The organism is Mesorhizobium delmotii (genome assembly GCF_900149755.1).
Classification (GTDB): Bacteria; Pseudomonadota; Alphaproteobacteria; order Rhizobiales; family Rhizobiaceae; genus Mesorhizobium; species Mesorhizobium delmotii.
The window spans coordinates 62,285-77,486 of record NZ_FUIG01000032.1 but is presented as its reverse complement, the minus strand read 5'-3'; the positions used below and the strand labels follow the sequence as shown (position 1 = coordinate 77,486).

The following is a 15,202-nucleotide window of genomic DNA, read 5'->3' as shown; positions in this document are numbered from 1 at the left end:
CGCACGATTCTCGCGCAGCCCATGACGACGTGAGGAGGGTCTTAGTTGTTGCACCGTCATGACTGGGCAGAAACTGCTGAAGAGGCTGGGTCCGGTGTTGCCCGGCCGGAGGTTCTTGTCGCAGACAATTTTCAAGATGAACGCGCCCGCGGTGCGGTAATTGGCACCTTGGCAGTTAAGGGAGGTGTCAGGCGAGGACGCGACATCGAACGTCAGATCGCGATCGATCACGGCGCACTTCGTTTCCAGCCGCTCGTCAGGCCAGGCTGGGGCCGGCAAGGGATCTCCTATGGTCCCTTTCAGCGAGAGGCTGGTCTGGTGCTATTGGTCTCGATCACCAACGGCCACAACACATCGCAGGGATCGCCATTGCCTGAAGACCTCGCCAGGCGAGTCTACCGTTGGCTGCGAGGACCCGGCATTGACCCATGGCCCGGCCGTCTGGTTTCCCTGATGCGTGCGCCACGAAAGAGGCTCACCCTTCGCCGTTTTTGGTGGTGGACGCTTAGCACCTCCAGGACCTACCGGGGATCGAACATCGACGAGAACCTGGCTGTCGGTTGGTTCCCCAGTGAGGCGCCGATTAATCCCGTGGAAGAGGGCTGCGGCTTTGTCGTGCATGCCGCCGAAGGCGAAAACGGCGAGTTGTGGGCTCGTGTAGGAAAGCAATGCCTGAGTGCGTTTCGGCGCCTAAAGAACGTTCATGTCTATTATGTCGTGGCGTTGCGAGAGCAGGGCGCTATCTATTATGCGGCCGCCGACCAAAAAGCTCACGGTCTTGCCGCTTTTCCGATGATGCGTCCGATCGCGATCGATCCTTTCAACAAGGACGAAAAGCTGTTTGCGGGTGTTCATCAGTCGGCACTTGGCCAGATCGGGTTTCGGGTCGACACACGGGTCCAAGCGGTTCAAGTCGGGCGGATACCTGAATTTTCGACACTGTTTGGAACCGCCCACGCTGCCGATGCACTCGTTGAAGGCTGGCCGGGGCAAATCGCTGCAATCGGGGGGCGGTGGCATTTTTCGCAGGACGCTGGCAGTAACCTATCCGTCGTCGATCCTGGTCGCCCTTCAGGATTGATCCACGGACTGCTGGAAATTGGCGCCGTCTCGGATGTGTGTGGTCTCGTCTTTCGGTTTCGGGACAAGGACAATTTCTGGGTGATGAAACTGTCGACGCTCGGATGGACCTTGGTGCGCAAGCAATCGGGCAAAGAGATTGCGATCGCGACCGGTACGGAACACGCTTTGCGCGAGTGTACTATCCATTCGGTCCAGATTCTTGACTGGAACGGTCAGGTGAGCTGCTTTCTGGACGGGATTCGCCTTTTCGAAGCGTCTGTCGAGGCCGAATCGGTCGAGAACGCTACCGGAGTAGGTATATGGAAAAGCTTCGACAGCGAGCCGCGCTGGCATAATTTCGAGGCTCATCCTTGCGAAGTTCCCATCCCATTAATGGCGCCTCTGGGGGCACCTTGGAACCAACTCGGAGCAAGCCTGTCCTACGCCGACGGCTTTACCGGTACTGCCGGCGAACTGGATCGCCGCACGTCGGAGCTGGGCGGCGGGCAATGGGCCAGAACACTGGGCACCGGGGTCATCGACGTCGACGGGCTGGGCAGCGCCCGTGTGCGCGCGAGCGTAGACAGACCGAACCCAGGTCGAACATTCTATTCGCTGCCATGGGACCTACCGGGATTCGCCGATCTCGAGGTCACAATCGAGCCTCCCGGGGAGCGGCGAGGACAAGATCAGCGCGGCCGGGCAGGACTGCTTTTCTGGCAAGACAGCGACAACTACGTTTGTGTCACGACTTGGCTCGACGACGTCTACCAGGGTGCCTCGATTTCGGTGTTCATCAAGCGGCTCGGCTTTGAGGAACTTTATGACGCGGTTTGGACCAATGTGGCGGACAAGGTCGTTTGGGGAAAACGTTTTCGCATGCGCGTTGCATTCGACGGAAATCGGTTTGCAATCTTGATCGACGACGAACTGGTGATGCAGCGAAGCCTCACCGACATCTATCCCGATGATGCCGCCCTTCAAATTTTGCGAGTCGGACTCGCCGTCAACTGGGAGTGGGGAGATGACACGGGCTCGGTGTTCACGTCGTTCAAGGCCCGGCGCTGAGCGAAAGAGCGGTTTCCCTTTCCAAGCCGTGAACGGTTGGATGACGATGGCCTTATCGTACAAGTCCCGGGTCGACCGGGCTATTTTTTCCCCCGAATAGAGATCGGCGACCCGCGCGGCTCCCTGGCGCCCCAGTTTCGCCGCCCGCCTGGATCTCCAAGATGACCGATGATTTGGGCTGCAAGCGCTTTCGGGTCATTCTTCTCAACCACAATGGCGGTTTCGACTGCGGCCTTCGTGAGTTGCATCCACACGAGGCTCCACACGCAAGAACCTGCGATAGCCATGCCTACGCCCCACGCGCCGCCGACTTCCGAGCCTGTAAGCGTGCAACGGCAAACAGTCGAAAATTCAGTTGCCGCTTGAGGACTGCCGCCGGTACGACACCAAACGCCTGGATCACAACGATGGCGCTGGTCCATTTTACGAGCGCCTCCAAACACGGTTGGTCGAACGCGGCCGCGATGGCACCGGCGGATATCCAGATAAGTGCAGTGATCGCAACGCCTGTCGCCGCAAGGAGGCGGAAAGCCGAACCAAGGTGGATGGGATCGATTTCCTCCCGCTGGATATTGGCGTCAGGTAGACCCCTCGTTACCGGAGCAGCCAGAATCTTGCGCACCACCATGGCGAGCGCCGCAAGCCCGAACGCCTCGGGGCCAAGGTGCCGCGCCAGCACCACAAATACGCCGAACATAGCGATCTGTCGCTCCAGGTCTCGACAGCGGCCCAAACAGCGCCAGTGACGACCTGTCGGCCGAAAACGTTCATTGAACCCGCTGCTGAGGCTCGTTGGGAAACAGAACCGTGTGTCTCGAGCGAAACTCATACGAATGGATCAATTCCGCCACGATCTGTTCTCCACTTAACTCGCCGCTGTCCAGTTTCGATACGTAAGCAGAAAGCCCCTGGCCGTCAGGCTCCCGTCCCAGCAATGTCCGATAGAGAAGGGCTACAAATTGCGCATTTCCAAGCCCAACTGGCTGATTGTCAGTCCTGAATTCGACCGAAAGCAACATCTTCGTCAGTGTCGGAAAGATAGATGGATCCTTCTTCATCGCGACGACCTCGCGCCACTGCTCGGTCGGAGACGGCATGCGACGCAAGATTAGGCAGTAAGCATATGCAATCTGGTTGGCATGGTTGAAGGCAGACTTGTCGAACGCATCAAGCGAACAGGGGTGAAATGCACCGGCATCGGCAATGGGGGGTACCGACGTCTGGGCCGCAGGCGGCAAGCTCTTCGTCGAGACCGTCGGCGAACTCGAGCCGGCATCGCCGTCCGCAATGACTTTCTTTACGGCATCATATGCCAGCTTTTGCCCGCTCGGCGCCCATAGCCCGTTGTCACGCTTCTTCAGGCGGACGAGGCCCATAAAGGCCTCGTAGCTTGGCGCCCAGTACGTCTCGTCGAGCAGTTCGTAGATATGGGCAGCTTCCAATCCATATAGAGATTGATATCTGCGCAGGAGCGTCATGATCTGGACCAGACCTTCGGCCTGCTGCTTTTCCCCTCGTTGGCTGCCGCCACTGTAGTTGAACTCTGTCAGCCAGATGGGTTGGCCGAACGTCGCCAGGAATTTGAATGCTTCCTCCGGGTCACCCTCGTAAAGGTGCCAGACCGATATATCCCATTTGATACCGTCCTGCAGCATGCGGATGAACGCTGCGCGGTGACCCCAGCCGGCCGTTCCCATTGCTTTTCTTATGGTCGGATCCACTGCGACGGTTGCATCCGATAGACCGCGCAACACTGCGCTTACTTTCGCCCAGCGCGGACTGAAATAGTCGGACGTCTCGGTGCCCCCGGCAGGGCCCCAGGAGCAGTTGTATTGTATTCCGCTGTCCTGCATCTCGCAGGGCATCAAGATAGCGTAGTTCTCCATCTCGTTGCCAAGCTCCCAAACGCGGATGTCGTCCTTGAAGCGGGATACGAGTGTCGACGCGAGATCGTAGGCCTGCGCATAGAGGTCATCGACGGATTCATTGTCGAGGTCTAGTTCGGGCGTGATTACCGGTAGGATCTGGACTCCGCGCTCCTTGCCCGCTTTGACCAGTTCGGCAAGTTTGGTGGCGCTGTCGGCGCTGGAAATGTTGACGCGATACGACTTCATGCCGAGGTCGCGGATATAGTCGAGTTGCTGTTCGATCGATATCCCAGGATAGGCGTTGAAGGGATGGCCGTTCACCCCCCATAGCAGATCCGCTGCGCACGAAGCCGTCATGCCCAGCAGGCATGCCAGGGTTGTCCAAAGACGTCTGGTCGCGGCGACGGCCCGTCCAATGGAACCTGGTTGCGATGGATTGGTCGGCCGCTGCATCAGCGCGAACTTGCTTGTCTTGCGCCAGACATTTTCGGCATCACTCCATTCGCTGAACTCTGCCTGACATCCATCCGAGCACGACGATTGAGACCTGCCGCACTGCCCAACGCAGTCTACCACTGCCGCGCCACGCCGAACCTCAAACATTTGGCGTAAACGCCCATGATTTGCCACGCCATTCGGATGAGAGCTGCCGGGAAGCCTCTCGGGCAAACGACCGGTTACGTCCCAAAGGCCAAGATGACCCTGCCGTCTTGGTCGTCCAAAGTCGCGGAACTGAGACATGGCGCTGGTGACCAAAACCCTGTGATGACACGACATTGGACGATCAACGGCCGTTTTCTCGCGCAGCCGACCACCGGAGTTCAGCGGTACGCACGCGAGATCGTTTCGGCGCTGGATGCCTTGATCGTGGGCCAAGCTCCCTTGGCGCGGGATCTAACGGTCGAGTTGCTGGTCCCACCGGGGACGCTTGACACGTTGTCCTTAGCCGCGATCCGTGTCAGGACTGTCGGCAGCTTCGGGGGGCATGCATGGGAGCAAGCTGTGCTTCCGGCCTATCTTCGCGGCGGCCTGCTCAGCCTCTGCAATACGGGCCCTCTCGCCGTACGCCGGCAGGTGCTGTGCATTCACGACGTCAATACACGGGCATGCCCACAGAGTTATTCATTTCCATTTCGGCTTCTTTACCGCACCTTAATTCCTGCCTTGGGCAGGACCGCGCTTAAGGTCGCGACAGTATCGCAATACTCTGCAGGTGAATTGACGCGCTATGGCGTGTGCCCGGCGGCAAAGGCCGAGGTTGTGGGTAACGGGCATGAACATGCGCTGCGATGGGCTTCTTGTCACTCGGAACAAACCCTGGCAGTTGCCGGCCCTGGTACGATCATCGTACTCGGCAGTTCTATCCCGCACAAAAATGTCGGCTTGATCATTGGCATGCACGACCGCCTTGCCGCGGCGGGGCTACGGGTTGTTGTTGTGGGCGCGTCAACGCCCCGTGTTTTCGGCAGCATTGGCAACAAGACGTCGACGAACGTCATTTGGCTGGGAAGAAGGTCGGACGCGGAATTCGGCGCACTTCTGCGCGATTCCCTATGCCTCGCGTTCCCCTCCCTGGTTGAGGGTTTCGGACTGCCGCCCCTCGAAGCCATGACACTTGGATGTCCGGTGGTCATGTCGGACCGTGCCAGTCTGCCCGAAATCGGCGGGGATGCGGTTTTGTACGCATCACCTTGCGATGAGAATGCATGGTTCGATTGTTTCATGCGCCTGGTCCACGAAAAAGGCCTCAGAGCCAAATTAATCGCACGCGGTCGCGCAAGGACGGCCCGATTTCAGTGGGCCGCGTCGGCTCAACGGTATTTGGAACTGATGGCCAGCGTGGATGGATTTCCAGAAGTGCCACCACTTAGGGAAGTCGAATGCAATCCGAATGAGCGACGTGCGGCCGCAGCGCCCTAAACCGACGGTCACTGCCACCATTCGGGGAAGGCCGTGCGGGCGGCTTCGGCCAGCGTCGCGATCTCCCCGTCGGGAACCGAGCTGTAGGGCCAGAGCAGCCGCGGGCCAAGCGGCGCCCAGCCGCCGGCCGCCGCCATCGCTTTGTCGAGCGCCGCATCGCTGACAGCGTAGCGAGCGCGAAAAGGCAGAACGTGCGTGGCGAGAAAAGCCTGGATGCGCGTCTCGACCTCGGCAGCGGCTGCGACGTCGGTGCGGATCATCTGCCACCACGTCACCGCGCCCTTCGGGTTGAGGCAGGCAACATTGGAATAGCTGCCGTGGGCGCCCTGTGCATACCCAGTCGCCAGCGTATGGCCGGGCACGAAGACCGAAAATCCCGGCAGTTCGCGGCGCATGTCGGCGTACCAGCTGGCGTCGCCGGCCGGCAGCTTGGCGCCGACCAGCGACGGCACGGCTGCACGCAGCCCGGCGATGCCTTGGAGCATCAGGCGGCGCTTGGCATGCGGTGGATTGTAGAGCACCAGCGGCATGTCAGGCGCAGTCTCGCAAAGACCGCCGACGAAGCGCATGACCTCGTTGTCGCTGGGCGGCCACCAGTCGGGCAAGGTGAATTGCACTGCCGCCGGGCGAAGCGCCGACACCCGCATCAACCGCTCGCGCGCGACGCGCGGATTGGACTGGCTGATGCCGATCTGGAAGGGCAGGCGCGCGCGGCCGGCTATCGCGGCCACCAGGTCGCAAAGACGGTCGAACTCGGGTTCGGTCTGGCAGTGGAATTCGCAGGCCGTGCCGTTGGAATAGATGCCATCGACACCTGATGCACAGAGCCGCGCGACCGTCTCTTCCGTCGCCTCCCAGTCGACCGCACCGCGATCGCCGATGGCCAGCATCACCGCGCCCCAGACGCCGCGCGGCGCGTGTGCGGGCAAGTGGGTCAGGTGGTCGTCCGGTTCAGCGCGCACCGGCGATTTCGTGTTCGCGCCGGGTTTCGTTCGACGCAAAGGCGGCCTCGATGATGCCGATGATCTTGCGACCATAGGCGCCGTCGACCGGCACCGGCTTGTTGTCGGCAATGGCATCGCGCATCGCGCTCCACTCACGCACCAGCGCATTGTGCATCCAGTTCGGCTCGAACGAACCGGGCAGGTCGATCCAGGTGGTATCGCGGCCAAGCATCGTGCCGCGGTCCATGTCGATGCGCAGCGTCCCCTGCTCGCAGACCAGGTCCATGGCGTAGCCGGTCGCGCCATTGCGATAGCCAACGCTCTGCACCTGGCCGAGCCCGCCGCCGGCGAAGCGCAGTCCGAGCAGGGCGGTGTCGTCGGCTTCCTGGCCATGGAACTTGGCGCCGAGCATGGCGCTCACCGACACGACGTCGTCATCCATCAGCCAGACCAGGCGGTCGAGCGCATGAATGCCGGCGGTCAACAGCATGCCGCCGCCGGTCTCCTTGCGCAGATGCCAGTCGCGGCGATTGCGCTCCATCCAGAGTTTGATGATCCAGCTCGATCCGATGAGCGGCCGGCCGAGCGCTCCTTTTTCCAGCGCCTGCCTGGCGGCCATGCAGGGCAGGGCGAAATGCATGAGATGGGCCATCATCAGCTTGACGCGACCGGCGGCCACTGCGGCATTGATCGCATCGCATGCCGCCGCCGTCGGCGCCATCGGCTTTTCGAGCATGACGTGCTTGCCGGCCTTTGCCGCACCGATCGCCATTTCGGCATGGAGATGGTGAGGGCTGGCGATGAGGACTGCATCGACGTCCTTGTCGTCCAGCAGCTTGCGCCAGTCGGTGTAGCCGCGACCACCGTGTTCGCTGGTGAAGGCGGCCAGGGCATCGTTGTTCCCGCGGCACGATGCGACGAGATGCAGGCCGTGCACTTGCTTGATTGCCCTTGCGTGGGCCGCGCCGAAATCGCCGGCTCCGATAATGCCTATTCCAATCATCGTCCTGCCTTTTCATACGCGGCGTCGATCAGCGACATCGCCGCAACATAGTCATCGATTGAAGTCGCCGGCGGCGCCGTTCGAGCCAGCCGGTCGAGCGTGTCGCTCATGCACAGCCGGTAGCGCGTCGCCGGCAATTCGATCGCCAGGTCGACGATAGCGCCATCGTCGAGCGTCGCACAGATGGCGCGGTCGCCATAGTCGATGAGGGTCGCATTCTCACTGACGATGCGCCATTCGAAGTCGCCGCCGGGGCGCATCGAGGCGAAAGTGTATCCGGCCTCGACGATGAACAACGTTCCGGCTGCGTCCTCCAGCATAAGCAGCGCATGATCCTCGACCAGGGCGCGGTGAATGCGGTTCTCGATCGAAACGGCTTTCAGTCCAAGCCCGCCTGTTGCCAGACCGAGCGCGGCGTCGACGCCGTGTATGCCTAGGTTCCTCAGCGCGCCGCCGCCGCCGATCGCCGGATCCACGACCCAGGCAACGCCTTCGGCCGCGTAGCGCTGCGGCGGGCCGTTGACCAGCCGGAACTGGCAATGCGCAACCGCACCGGCGCGGCCTTGGCTGCGCAGCCGTTCAAAGGCAGTGACGGCCGGCCCAAAACGGTTGGGCAGGGGAACGCTGACAAACGCCCTGTGCTGCCTCGCCAAGTCGCGCAGTGCGGCCAACGCTGCGGTGCTGCTCGCCGCCGGCTTTTCCAGGATCAGCGGTATGCCGGCTTCGATGACGGCACTCGCCAGCGCCGGCACCGTCGAAGGATGTCCCATCAGCAGGATCACGTCCGGCGGGTTGGAGAGGATTTTCGCAAAATCGGTGATGAACGGCAAATGGTGGCGCGCCGCGAAGGCGCGCGCATGCTCCGCGTCCTCATCCCAGATGCCGGCAATTTCGGCGCCACAAGACTTTGCGGCGTCGAGATGCATTTCGGCGTGCCAATGGCTTGAGCCGGCCAGAACTATCTTCATTCAGCGATGTAATCCTCTCGCTTGCAGGATATCCTACAAGTCGCTATGCTACAAGCATCGACCGCTTTTGCGACGCGCCATCGGGCGCATTTGCAGCGGCTCTGGAAGCAAAATGCCGGAACCCAAATCGATCTCGGAGACCAAGTTGATCTCGGAACAAAAATCGATCGAACCGCTGACCCGACCGCCGCTGCTTCACGTCAGCGTGCAGGAGAGCCTCAGGAAATATATCCAGAGCAACAAGCTCAAGGCGGGGGACCCCTTGCCTCCGGAGACCTTCCTGGCGCAGCGGCTCGGCGTCGGCCGCAACTCGGTGCGTGAAGCGATCAAGGCGCTGGAGTCTATCGGCATTCTGGAGACGCGTCGCGGCATCGGTGTGTTCGTCAAGGAATTCTCGTTCAAGCCCTTGCTGGATAATTTGGCATATGGCCTGCAGGGCTCGTTGCGCGACGTGGAGGAGCTGCGCGAGATCCGCCGGGTCCTTGAAACCGGCCTCATCGCCAAGACCATCGAGATGATCAGCGCCGAAGACATCGCCGCGCTGCGCCAGCTGACCGAAAGCATGCGGCGGCGCGCCGAGCGCCAGGAGAGCTTTGCCGAAGAGGACCAGCAATTCCATCAGCTGCTGTTCCGCTGCCAGAACAATCACATGCTGAGCGCGCTGATCGACATCTTCTGGGTGGCGTTCAACAAGGCCTCGAACTTCACCAGTCTCGACAATCCAACACCGCTGGCGACGTGGCGCGACCATCACGAGATCGTCGAGGCCGTCGCCGCCAAGGACGTCGACCGGGCGCGCGAGCGCCTCGACGACCACTACAGGGGTATTCAGCAAGTCATCGCCAAAAACCGGATTACCTGACCCAACGCCGGACTACCTGACAATGACAAGGGAGGAATACCATGCGCATCAAGACTATCGCTCGTCATCTGGCCGTTACCGGACTGCTGCTCGGCGGCATCGGCCTGGCCACTAGCGTCCAGGCACAGGACGCCAGGACCATCACCGGGGGCTTCGACGTCGGGCCCGGCGGCTTTCCCAAGAACTTCAATCCGCTGGCCGCGACCGGCGGCTTTACCTGGCTCAGCACCTATTTTGAACCGCTGGTCATCTACAACGCCGATCTGACCGAACTCGAAGGCGATCTGGCCAAGGGCTACAAGGTCAGCGACGACAAGCTGACCTATACGTTCAACCTTGCCCAGGAGAGCTGGCACGACGGCAAGCCGTTCACATCCAAGGACGTCAAGTTCACGCTTGAGCTCGCCAGGAACAAAGCCTCCGGCAGTTTGTTTGCCGCGCGCCTCGGCGACATCGCGTCGGTCGACGCGCCGGACGATCGCACCGTGGTCGTCAAATTGTCGAAGCCCAACGGCTCCTTCCTGTCGATTCTCTCGCAGGTGATGATCCTACCGGAGCATGCCCTGGCCGCGATGCCGCCGGAAACGCTGGCCACGAGCACCTGGTGGTCCACCACTCCGGTCGGCACCGGCCCCTTCAAGTTCAAGCGCTATGTCAGCGATCAATATGTCGAACTGGCCGCGGATGACGACTATCGCGGCGGAAAGCCGAAGGTCGACGTGCTCATCAACAGGTATTTCGAAAGCCCGGCGGCGGCCGTTGCCGCGCTGCGCGCCGGAGAAATCCAGTTCACCTATGTCGAGCCCGACGATGCGGTATCCTTCAAGAGCGACAGCAATTTCAAGGTGATCGAGGGCGCCTCCTATGTGGTCAACTACATCGGCCTCAACCAGAAGGTCGAGCTCTTTAGGGATGTTCGCGTGCGCCAGGCGATCATGTACGCGATCGATCGCAATGCCATCATCGAGAGCCTCTATGGCGGGGCGGCCAAACCCGCCAATTGCGGCTACGTCGCGCCGCACCTGCTTCCCGAAGGCCTCGAACCCTATGCCTATGATCCGGCAAAGGCCAAGGCTCTGCTTGCCGAGGCTGGCTGGGACAAGATCAACGGCGACAAGCCGATCACTTTGCTGACCTATTACGGCTCGCCGCAAGCGGCCAATGTGATGGCTGCCATCCAGTCGATGCTGGCCGAGGTCGGGATCAATGTGGTGCCGCGCGTCGTCGATACGCCGACTTATAACGGCATCGTCTACAAGGAAGGTACACCGGACTGGAACGCGTTTGCGATGGTCTATGCCGGCCTGCAGAACGGTCCGAATCCGGCTGGCATCAGCCCGGGTCTCAACAAGTCCCAGATCCCGCCGGCAGGCTTCAACACCATGCGCATCGAGTTCGACGATCTCAGCGCTGCATTGGACGCCGCGCTCGGCCAGACCGATCCGGCCAAGATCGATCAATCCTGGCAGCAAGTCTGCAAGGTGATGAACAAGGATCTGCCCTGGGCGACATTATGGGTGGCCAACCGCTATGGCGTCGCCTCCAACAAGCTGCGTGACTTTGTCTGGACGCCGGCGCCGGCCGGCGGTCCTTATGCGGCTCACCCGGAACGCTGGGACATCCAGTAAAACGGCTGGCGGGCCACTCTGGCCCGCCAATGAAACGGGCCGGCACGATGCCGGCCCCGCTCACCATCACCACTGACCGCCAATGCTGAGTTTCATTGCCCGCCGCAGCGCTACCGGACTGTTGATGCTGGTCGCCCTGAGCGTCCTCATCTTCATCCTTCTGCGGCTGGCGCCCGGCGATCCGATCGACGCCTATATCAATCCGTCCAGCCCGATGTCTGCTTCCGACCTCGAAGTCCTGCGTGACCGGCTTGGGCTCGACCAGCCGCTTCCCGTGCAATATCTCGCCTGGCTTCGCGCTGCGCTCGGCGGCGACTTCGGCTATTCGTTCCAGCGCGGCGGCGTTGCCGTGCTGCCGCTGGTCATGGAGCGCATCGGCCCAACCGCGCTGTTGATGAGCACCGGCTTGGCCATCGCCATCGTGCTCGGCATTTCCGCCGGCATCTTCAGCGCCGTCCGCCGTAACGCGCTGCCCGACATCGCTCTGTCGGTGGTTTCTTTCGTCGGCATCTCCAGCCCGGCTTTTCTGACGGCACTTCTCGGATTGTACTTTTTCTCGGTGCTGCTGCGCTGGGCGCCATCGGGTGGCATGCAGACCGCCGGCGCACCTTTTTCCGTATCGGACGTGCTCGCGCATCTCGTCCTGCCCGCCTGTCTGCTGTCCATCGGACACGCCGCGCTGATCATGCGCTACATGCGCGCGTCGCTGCTGGAGGTGCTCAACCAGGACTATGTGCGGACCGCGCGCGCCAAGGGAGTGCGCGAATTCTGGGTGATCATCAAGCACGCGACCCGCAACGCGCTTTTGCCTGTTATCACCCTGATCGGCTCGACGGTCGGCATCGCGATCGGCGGCGCCATCTTCCTCGAAAGCGTGTTCAACTGGCCGGGCATGGGCCTGCTGCTGGTCAACGCCGTCGGCACAAGGGATTACCCGGTGATCAATGGCGCCACCCTGGTAATCGGCATCTGCGTCATCCTGGTCAATCTCCTGACCGATATTGTCTATGCCGTCGTCGACCCGCGCATTCAGGTGTCGTGATGACAATCACCGCGCCAGACCCGACAGCCGTGCCGAAAACCAAGGGACCGCTCCGCCGCGCGCTCGACCGCTTCTTTGAGAACCGTGCGGCGCGCGCCGGTCTGCTTATCGTCGTCCCCATCCTGCTGGCAGTCTCGACCTATCCTCTATGGTGGCCGTTCAGCCCCAACGCCATCGATCTTAGGGCGATCAACAAGGGACCATCCGCCATTCATTGGCTAGGCAGCGACGGCGTCGGCCGCGACGTCATGGCCCGGCTGCTGCAAGGCGGGCGGATCTCGCTGCTGGTCGCCGTCTGCTCGGTCGCCATATCGATCGTCATCGGCTTCCTGGTCGGCGCCGTCGCCAGCTTCGGCGGGCGCCTTGTCGACGGCACGGTGATGCGCTTCGTCGATCTCGCAATGACGCTGCCGCCGGTGATCTTCCTGCTCGTGCTCGCTTCGATCGCCGGCACCGGCATTGCGCCGACCATCCTGGTGATCTCGCTGCTCTCCTGGCCGGTGCTGTCGCGCATGGTGCGCGCCCGGCTGCTCGAGCTGCGCGAGCGTGACTTCGTCGTCGCCGCCCGTGGCATGGGGGCGGGGCTGCCGCATCTCCTGTTCCGTCACGGCCTGCCGAACTGCATCGACATTCTTGTCGTCTACGCCACGCTGCAGATCGCCAACGCCATTCTACTCGAAGCCGGTCTCTCTTTCCTCGGTCTCGGCATCGCGCCGCCCGAAGCCAGCTGGGGCAACATGCTCAATCTCGCCCGCTCCACCGTGGTGCTCGAGCAATATCCCTGGCAATGGATGTTTCCCGGCGCCGTCCTCGTGCTCACCGTCCTGGCCATCAACTTCATCGGCGATGGCCTGCGCGATGCATTCGACCCCCGTTCCGATCTCAACTGACCTGAAGGTTTTTTCAAAAATGCCCCTGTTTACCGGCGTCGTGCCACCTGTCGTCACCCCGCTCCATTCCGATTTCAGTGTCGACTTGCCGTCGTTCACCCGGACGATCGAAAACCTGCTCGACGGCGGCGTCCACGGGCTCTTCGTGCTCGGCTCGACCAGCGAAGTAGTCTTCCATGACGAGGCCGGCCGCAGGGCCATCATCGAGCACGCGGTCAAGGTCAACAACGGCCGCGTTCCGATCTTCGCCGGGGTCATCGACCCGACAACCGATCGTGTCATCAACCACGCCCGGACAGCCAGATCGGCCGGCGCCGACGCCGTTGTGGTCACAGCGCCCTTCTATACCCGCACCAGCCAGCCCGAGATCGGCGATCATTTCCGCTATATCAAGGACGCGGTTGACATCCCGATCATCGCCTACGACATCCCGGTCTGCGTCCATGTCAAGCTGGAGCGCAGGACCACCGTCGGCCTTGCCAGCGAAGGCGTTATCGCCGGAATCAAGGATTCCAGCGGCGATGACGGCAATCTGCGTTATGTGCTCAAGGACATGGCCAACGATCCGAGTTTCTTCGGCATGACCGGGTCCGAGATCCTGGTCGACAGCGTGCTTGCCATGGGTGCGCATGGTGTCGTGCCGGGCCTCGCAAATGTCGACCCGCACGGCTACGTCAGGCTGTGGAACCTGATGCAGGCGGGTCAGCACGCCGAAGCCCGCCTGGAGCAGGAGCGGCTGTTGAAGCTGTTCGAGATCGTCTGGATCTCGCTCGGCAGGACAAGCGCCGGCTCGGCCGGCGTCGGCGCCTTCAAGAGCGCGATGAAGAGCCTCGGCATCATCGCCTCCAACACCATGGCGCGGCCGCAACGCAGCTTGAACGACGAGGAAACCGCAAAGGTCGAAATCATCCTTCGCGACGTCGGATTGCTGCGCTGACCGTGGACGCTCCGATCCTCTCGATTTCCGGTCTGCGGGCGGTGTTCCGTATCGCCGGACGCGACATCGCCGCCGTGCAGGACGTCGATCTGGTGATAGGTTCTGGCGAGACGGTCGCGCTGGTCGGCGAGTCCGGATCGGGCAAATCCGTCACCAGCCTGTCGATCATCGGTCTGCTGCCGAAGAAGATCGGGCACATCGCCGAGGGATCGATCGCGCTGCGGCGCAGGGACGGCACTGTCACCGAGCTGACCGGCCTCGATCCTGAGTCGCTGCGCAAGGTGCGCGGCAACGACATCGGCATGGTGTTCCAGGAGCCGATGACCAGCCTCAATCCGGTCTACACCATCGGCGAACAGATCGCCGAGCCGATCCGCATCCATCTCGGCAAGTCGCATCGTGATGCGGCAACTGATGCCGTGCGGCTGCTGGCTCAGGTCGGCATTCCCGATCCCGATCGGCGGGCGCGGCAATACCCGCATGAGCTGTCGGGAGGGATGCGCCAGCGCGCCACCATCGCCATGGCATTGTCCTGCGATCCGACCTTGCTGATCGCCGACGAGCCGACCACTGCGCTCGACGTCACCATCCAGGCCCAGATTCTCGACCTGCTGGCCGAGCTGCAGGCGCAACGCGGCATGGGCATTCTGTTCGTCACGCACAATCTCGGCGTCGTTGCCGAGATCGCCGACCGGGTCGCGGTGATGTATGCCGGGCGCATCGTGGAATCGGGTCCGGTGAGCGAGGTGTTCACCCGTCCGCGTCATCCCTACACCGCCGGGCTGATGCGTTCGGTGCCGCGGCTCGGCCAGGCCACCATGCTGAAGGCAGCAGGAACGCCACTTCCGACCATCGCCGGCAATGTTCCGTCGCTGGCCTTGCTGCCCAATGGCTGCTCCTTCGCGCCGCGTTGCGCCCTGGCTGTCGATGCCTGCCGCACTGCTGTACCGCCATTGTTCGCGGCGACACCGACCCAGCAAAGCCGTTGTTTGCGCTGGAAGGATCTTTGA

The 15,202-nt window shown here is 62.0% G+C and carries 12 protein-coding genes and 1 pseudogene; 8 read left to right on the top strand and 5 right to left on the bottom strand.

Annotated elements, in window-relative coordinates; all coding sequences use genetic code 11:
* Window positions 1–45: 45 nt before the first annotated feature.
* The gene (locus tag BQ8482_RS20405) at window positions 46–2,130 is read left to right on the top strand and encodes an oxidoreductase (RefSeq protein ID WP_244602897.1); all 2,085 of its coding nucleotides are present in this window, start codon (window positions 46–48) and stop codon (window positions 2,128–2,130) included.
* An 80-nt stretch (window positions 2,131–2,210) separates the two neighbouring features.
* Here the strand turns inward: BQ8482_RS20405 and BQ8482_RS39405 are convergent.
* Together BQ8482_RS39405 and BQ8482_RS20395 are read right to left on the bottom strand one after the other, a co-directional pair.
* A pseudogene (locus BQ8482_RS39405) lies at window positions 2,211–2,827 on the bottom strand (oligosaccharide flippase family protein).
* Between the two features lie 70 nt (window positions 2,828–2,897).
* Entirely contained in the window at window positions 2,898–4,355 is a 1,458-nt protein-coding gene (locus BQ8482_RS20395; protein WP_123149258.1) for a DUF4214 domain-containing protein, read from the bottom strand.
* A 408-nt stretch (window positions 4,356–4,763) separates the two neighbouring features.
* On the opposite strand from BQ8482_RS20395, the gene BQ8482_RS20390 reads away from it, so the two are divergent.
* On the top strand, window positions 4,764–5,918 hold the full coding sequence (locus BQ8482_RS20390) for a glycosyltransferase family 4 protein (protein ID WP_123149286.1): 1,155 nt from the start codon (window positions 4,764–4,766) through the stop codon (window positions 5,916–5,918).
* Between the two features lie 8 nt (window positions 5,919–5,926).
* Here the strand turns inward: BQ8482_RS20390 and BQ8482_RS20385 are convergent, their stop codons facing one another.
* From BQ8482_RS20385 to BQ8482_RS20375, 3 genes are read right to left on the bottom strand one after another with little or no spacing between them, the layout of a single operon-like run.
* On the bottom strand, window positions 5,927–6,880 hold the full coding sequence (locus BQ8482_RS20385; RefSeq protein ID WP_244602894.1) for a dihydrodipicolinate synthase family protein: 954 nt from the start codon (window positions 6,878–6,880) through the stop codon (window positions 5,927–5,929).
* A complete protein-coding gene (locus BQ8482_RS20380) occupies window positions 6,870–7,865 on the bottom strand; it encodes a Gfo/Idh/MocA family protein (RefSeq protein ID WP_123149256.1) in 996 nt (331 codons plus the stop codon). Before BQ8482_RS20380 ends, BQ8482_RS20385 begins: the two co-directional genes overlap by 11 nt.
* Window positions 7,862–8,833, bottom strand: coding sequence for a Gfo/Idh/MocA family protein (locus tag BQ8482_RS20375; RefSeq protein ID WP_123149255.1), 972 nt, complete (start codon window positions 8,831–8,833; stop codon window positions 7,862–7,864). Before BQ8482_RS20375 ends, BQ8482_RS20380 begins: the two co-directional genes overlap by 4 nt.
* A gap of 112 nt (window positions 8,834–8,945) precedes the next feature.
* On the opposite strand from BQ8482_RS20375, the gene BQ8482_RS20370 reads away from it, so the two are divergent.
* From BQ8482_RS20370 to BQ8482_RS20345, 6 genes are all read left to right on the top strand, one after another.
* On the top strand, window positions 8,946–9,695 hold the full coding sequence (locus BQ8482_RS20370; RefSeq protein ID WP_123149254.1) for a FadR/GntR family transcriptional regulator: 750 nt from the start codon (window positions 8,946–8,948) through the stop codon (window positions 9,693–9,695).
* A gap of 41 nt (window positions 9,696–9,736) precedes the next feature.
* The gene (locus tag BQ8482_RS20365; protein WP_123149253.1) at window positions 9,737–11,323 is read left to right on the top strand and encodes an ABC transporter substrate-binding protein; all 1,587 of its coding nucleotides are present in this window, start codon (window positions 9,737–9,739) and stop codon (window positions 11,321–11,323) included.
* 82 nt (window positions 11,324–11,405) lie between these two features.
* On the top strand, window positions 11,406–12,365 hold the full coding sequence (locus BQ8482_RS20360; RefSeq protein ID WP_123149252.1) for an ABC transporter permease: 960 nt from the start codon (window positions 11,406–11,408) through the stop codon (window positions 12,363–12,365).
* Entirely contained in the window at window positions 12,365–13,255 is an 891-nt protein-coding gene (locus BQ8482_RS20355) for an ABC transporter permease (RefSeq protein WP_123149251.1), read from the top strand. The genes BQ8482_RS20360 and BQ8482_RS20355 overlap by 1 nt, the downstream gene beginning before the upstream one ends.
* 19 nt (window positions 13,256–13,274) lie before the next feature.
* Entirely contained in the window at window positions 13,275–14,192 is a 918-nt protein-coding gene (locus BQ8482_RS20350) for a dihydrodipicolinate synthase family protein (RefSeq protein ID WP_123149250.1), read from the top strand.
* 2 nt (window positions 14,193–14,194) lie between these two features.
* Window positions 14,195–15,202, top strand: a complete 1,008-nt coding sequence (locus tag BQ8482_RS20345) for an ABC transporter ATP-binding protein (RefSeq protein ID WP_123149249.1) — start codon at window positions 14,195–14,197, stop codon at window positions 15,200–15,202.

Bases quoted from the DNA above. Each gene is read 5' to 3' on its own strand.
- BQ8482_RS20395 (WP_123149258.1), bottom strand. From the start codon at position 4,355: ATGACGGCTTCGTGCGCAGCGGATCTGCTATGGGGGGTGAACGGCCAT.
- BQ8482_RS20390 (WP_123149286.1), top strand. From the start codon at position 4,764: ATGACACGACATTGGACGATCAACGGCCGTTTTCTCGCGCAGCCGACC.
- BQ8482_RS20380 (WP_123149256.1), bottom strand. From the start codon at position 7,865: ATGATTGGAATAGGCATTATCGGAGCCGGCGATTTCGGCGCGGCCCAC.
- BQ8482_RS20375 (WP_123149255.1), bottom strand. From the start codon at position 8,833: ATGAAGATAGTTCTGGCCGGCTCAAGCCATTGGCACGCCGAAATGCAT.
- BQ8482_RS20370 (WP_123149254.1), top strand. From the start codon at position 8,946: ATGCCGGAACCCAAATCGATCTCGGAGACCAAGTTGATCTCGGAACAA.
- BQ8482_RS20365 (WP_123149253.1), top strand. From the start codon at position 9,737: ATGCGCATCAAGACTATCGCTCGTCATCTGGCCGTTACCGGACTGCTG.
- BQ8482_RS20360 (WP_123149252.1), top strand. From the start codon at position 11,406: ATGCTGAGTTTCATTGCCCGCCGCAGCGCTACCGGACTGTTGATGCTG.
- BQ8482_RS20355 (WP_123149251.1), top strand. From the start codon at position 12,365: ATGACAATCACCGCGCCAGACCCGACAGCCGTGCCGAAAACCAAGGGA.
- BQ8482_RS20350 (WP_123149250.1), top strand. From the start codon at position 13,275: ATGCCCCTGTTTACCGGCGTCGTGCCACCTGTCGTCACCCCGCTCCAT.